This window comes from Mycobacterium sp., from assembly GCF_049281135.1.
Taxonomy (GTDB): Bacteria; Actinomycetota; Actinomycetes; order Mycobacteriales; family Mycobacteriaceae; genus Mycobacterium.
Genome location: NZ_JBAPRN010000115.1, coordinates 1 through 4277, shown reverse-complemented (window position 1 = coordinate 4277; position 4277 = coordinate 1). Strand labels below are relative to the sequence as shown.

Here is a 4277-nt window from a genome sequence, read left to right as displayed (position 1 = left end):
AGCTGGCACCATCGGTGTCCCAAGAGTGGGTTGCCCACCACCCCGGCGCGTCGGCGACCGCTATTCCTGGGCCGGCCGGGCTTCTGGGTTGGGCTGGCGAAATGGTTCGTGACGCCATTGGCAACATCCTGCGCGCGCGCGCCGCACGTATGCCCGATCGCGTCTGCTGTGCGATGGACGAGAACGTCTACACCTACGCCGAGATGGATCAACGGTCGGACGCGCTTGCCGCAGGGCTGGCGCAGCTGGGTGCTGGACGTGGCGAACAGGTTGCGATGCTCTCCGCCAACCGCACCGAGCTTCTCGAGCTCTTCTACGGCGTGGCGAAGACGGGCGCGGCCCAAGTGCCGTTGAACGCGTACCTGAAGGGCGAGTTTCTGCTGCACCAGTTGCGCCAGTCCCGGTCGGGCTTTCTGGTCACCGATGCCGCCGGCCGCGAAGCACTCGCTCCGCTGAGGAGCCAGCTGCCCGACCTCCGGGCAGTGATCATGCTCGATGATGCCGAAGAGGGTGAGATCGCGTATGCGAGTCTGTTCGACTGCGGCGACGCACCGCCGCGGGTGGAACTGACCGCTGCCGACACGATGTCGATTCTCTACACGTCCGGCACGACAGGACTGCCGAAGGGATGCGTGGCCAGCCACGGCTATTACTGCCGGAGCGGAGAGATTATCGGGCATGCACTCGAGGTGGCCGAGGGTGATGTCCTGTTCGCCGGCCTGCCGCTGTTCCACGCCGGTGCACGGCTGGTCACCGTCACGCTGCCGTTGATCCACGGCATACCGGCGTACCTGCAAGGAACGTTCAGCGCCCGCGCTTACTTCCCGCGCGCAAAGGAAGTCGGTGCGACGCTGATGGTCGCCGTCGGCGCGATGGGCGCCGCAATACTGGCGACCGAGCCGTCGCCGGCCGACCGCGACCACAAAGTCACCCGGATCATGTGCGCGCCGCTGACGCTCGCGGGGCAGGCGACCTTCCGGGAGCGTTTCGGCGTCGATCCATGGGTCGACATCTTCGGCCAGACCGAGTGCATGCCAACCACATTGACGTCGCTGTCGTCGGACCGACGAGACCCGCTCGGCTGCGGCATCGGAGCGCCGGACCTCGAAGTTGCCCTCCTCGACGACGAGGGCAACGTGCTGCATGGCGAGGTGATGGGCGAGATCTGTCTTCGACCCAACGCACCCTATGCCATGTTCGACGGCTACTTCGGCAATCCGACGGCAACACTCGAGGCATTTCGGGGCCTGTGGTATCACTCGGGTGACAACGGCCGGCGCCTGCCGAGTGGGGCGTTCACCTTCGTCGACCGCAAGAAAGACAGTCTGCGCCGCCGCGGCGAGAACATTTCAAGCTTCGAACTCGAACAGGCCATCGACGCCCACCCTGGCATCGTCGAATCCGCGGCCGTCGCCGTCGCATCCGATCTCGGCGAAGACGACATCAAGGCCTGCATCGTCGTCACCTCGCCGATCGAACCGGCCGAGCTGTTCGACTTTTTCAAGAACAACTTGCCCTACTTTGCGATCCCGCGCTATGTCGACTTTCTCGATGCGCTCCCCCGCAACGGCGTTGGACGTGTGATGAAGCACAAATTGCGTGAGGCTGGAAACACCACCGAGACATGGGACTTCGAAGCGCTGGACCTGACCGTCGCCAAAGAGGAGCGCCGTTAGATGGACTTCACTCTGACTTCGGAGCAACAGGACCTGCAGGCGCGTGCCGAGAAACTCGGCCGGTCGTTCGCCGACCAGGCCCGCGAATGGGACGAGTCGGACGACGCGCCCTACCGTGAGATCTTCGATCGTGTTGGTGCAGAAGGGCTTTTTGGTGTTGCAATGCCCACAGAGTACGGCGGTCAGGGCGGCGGAGCGGTCGAGTACTTGATCGTCGTGGAGGCGCTCTTCCGCTACGCCCAGTCCTGGCTGCCGCCCGAGCCGGTGTTCTGTACCAGCGGTCCGGGGCCATCGATGTTGCTACTCGGCAGCGACACCGTAAGGGAAAAGTACTTACGCGATATCGTCGCCGGCCGTCGCGCATGCAACATCGCGCTCACCGAACCGCAAGCAGGCTCCGCCCTGACGCATCTAAGCACCACCGCGGTCCGCGATGGTGACGCTTACATTCTCAACGGCGCCAAGAACTTTCTCACCGGGTCGAACGTCAACGACCTCAATGCGACTTTTGTGCGCTACGACGACCTGCCAGGTGCCAAAGGGATCGGCGCCATAGTGGTGGAGAACTCAATGCCGGGCGTGGAAATCCGGCGCGGCCCGGTCTACATCGGCGATCGCGGGATCCATCACGGCGATATGGTGTTGCGCGACGTCCGGGTGCCCGCCGAGAACGTCATCGTCGGCCCGGGCCAGTTCGCCCGGTTGATGACGGCCTTCAACCTCGAGCGGCTGCACAATTGCGGCTTCTGGCTGGGCTTCAGCCAGGCCGCTTTTGACGAGGCTGCCAAATACACCCAAGAGCGCGAGGCGTTCGGCAAGCAGATCATCGGCTTTCAGGCCGTCTACCACTCGCTGGCCGACATGTGGGTCCAGATCGAGGCGCTGCGGCTACTCGCCTACCGGGCCGCTGCCTCGGCGATCGAGGGCCGATTTCCGAAGCTCGCAGAAGTCACCCAGGCCAAGCTGTTCGGCGCCACGGTCGGTCCGCAGATCACCCTCAAGGCAATGGAATTACATGGCGGCTACGGTGTGACTACCGATTTCCCCATCCAACGCATTCATCGCGACTGCGTTACCAACGTGGTCGCCGGGGGCGCACCGGCCGTGCTGCGCAACGGTGTCGCCGCGGGGCTCTTTCCGGACAGACGGTTCCCGCAAGCATGACCTTCACGGTCGAGCAGCAGGATTTTCAGCTGACGGTGCGCGACTTCTGCGCGCGCGAATGCGGCACCCGCGAACAGCGTGCGGAGTTGCTCGACGTTGACGAGGAGGATCAGTCTTCGGTCCTCTACAAAAAGCTTGCCGAACTCGGTTGGCTGGGCGTGGCAATCTCGGAGGATTACGGCGGTTCCGGTGGAACCTACGTGGAACAGACGATCCTGTTCGAGGAGCTCTGGCGCGGTCTTGCGCCGGTCAAGGCGCTCGGTCCGACAACGACCGTTGCGGGATGCTACAAGCGATTCGGATCCGAGCAGCAGAAGCATGGGGCGCTGTCGGCGATCGCGGGCGGTGAGATCATGTCGATTTCGATCTCTGAGCCCGGTGCGGGATCCGATGTCGCGGCGATCGCCTGCAGGGCGGAGCCGGTTGCCGACGGCTATGTACTCAACGGCCAGAAGACGTGGTGCTCGTATGCGCACCGGGCGGGGCGAATCTTATTGGTCGCGCGAACCAGCCGCGACGAGAAGCCACACGCGGGTTTGACCATCTTCGAGGTGCCCCGCGATGCCGAAGGCATTGAAACTCGACGCATCTCGACGCTGGGAGGTCGCGAGGTCAACGACGTCTTCTTCACCGATTGCTTCGTGCCCGGCGAGAACGTCGTGGGCGAAATCGGGCGGGGGTTCCCGCAAATCATGGCCGGCCTGGACGGCGAGCGGCTGCTCGGCGCGGCAGTCGGCCTCGGCATCGGCCAGCGGGCGCTAGACGACACCATCGCGTACGTCAAGGAGCGCAGGCAGTTCGGCAAAGCCATCGGCACGTTCCAGGCGCTGCGTCACCGGATTGCCGATCTGGCAACCGAACTCGAGTGTGCCCGCCTGCTCACCTATGAGGTGGCTCAGCGGCTCGAATACGGCGCCGACCCGGTCACGACGCGTATGACGTCGATGGCCAAGATCAAGAGCTCCGAAGTCGCCAAACGCATCGCACTGGAGGGCATGCAGATGATGGGCGGCTATGGCTACGCGACCGAATACGACATGGAGAGCCACGTGCGCCACTCACTGGTACTGCCGATCTACGCCGGCACCAACGAGATTCAGCGCGAAATCATCAGCGGATCGCTGGGTCTGCGCTAGCGGCAGCGATAACCACGGTTCTGAAAGACACATCGTTGGCGGCCGACACTGGCGCGTTCCCGTCCGCTGCGGCCCACGAGCGTCCAGCTGCGTTACAAACCCATGTAATGTCTGCCGTATTGTAAGGCGATCCGGCGGTAGTGTTGCCCACGTGGCCTCAGTTATCCACGGAGAGGTTCCGGCGGACCCGCGCTCGATCATTCTTGCCGCCGCCGAAAGGTGCTTTGCGCGATTTGGCATCATGAAAACGAAGATGGAAGATGTTGCGCGCGAAGCGAATCTATCCCGCGCGACTGTATAC

At 63.7% G+C, this 4277-nt stretch carries 4 protein-coding genes; all 4 read left to right on the top strand.

Features of this window, described 5'->3' with window-relative positions; genetic code table 11:
* The coding region (locus WAN02_RS04610) for an AMP-binding protein (RefSeq protein WP_422262997.1) at nucleotides 1–1676 on the top strand (1676 nt) is incomplete at its 5' end.
* Nucleotides 1677–2840: an acyl-CoA dehydrogenase family protein gene (locus tag WAN02_RS04605; protein WP_422262996.1), complete on the top strand. Its 1164-nt coding sequence runs from the start codon at nucleotides 1677–1679 to the stop codon at nucleotides 2838–2840.
* Nucleotides 2837–3976: an acyl-CoA dehydrogenase family protein gene (locus WAN02_RS04600; RefSeq protein WP_422262995.1), complete on the top strand. Its 1140-nt coding sequence runs from the start codon at nucleotides 2837–2839 to the stop codon at nucleotides 3974–3976. Before WAN02_RS04605 ends, WAN02_RS04600 begins: the two co-directional genes overlap by 4 nt.
* Before the next feature lie 151 nt (nucleotides 3977–4127).
* The coding region (locus tag WAN02_RS04595; protein ID WP_422262998.1) for a helix-turn-helix domain-containing protein at nucleotides 4128–4277 on the top strand (150 nt) is incomplete at its 3' end.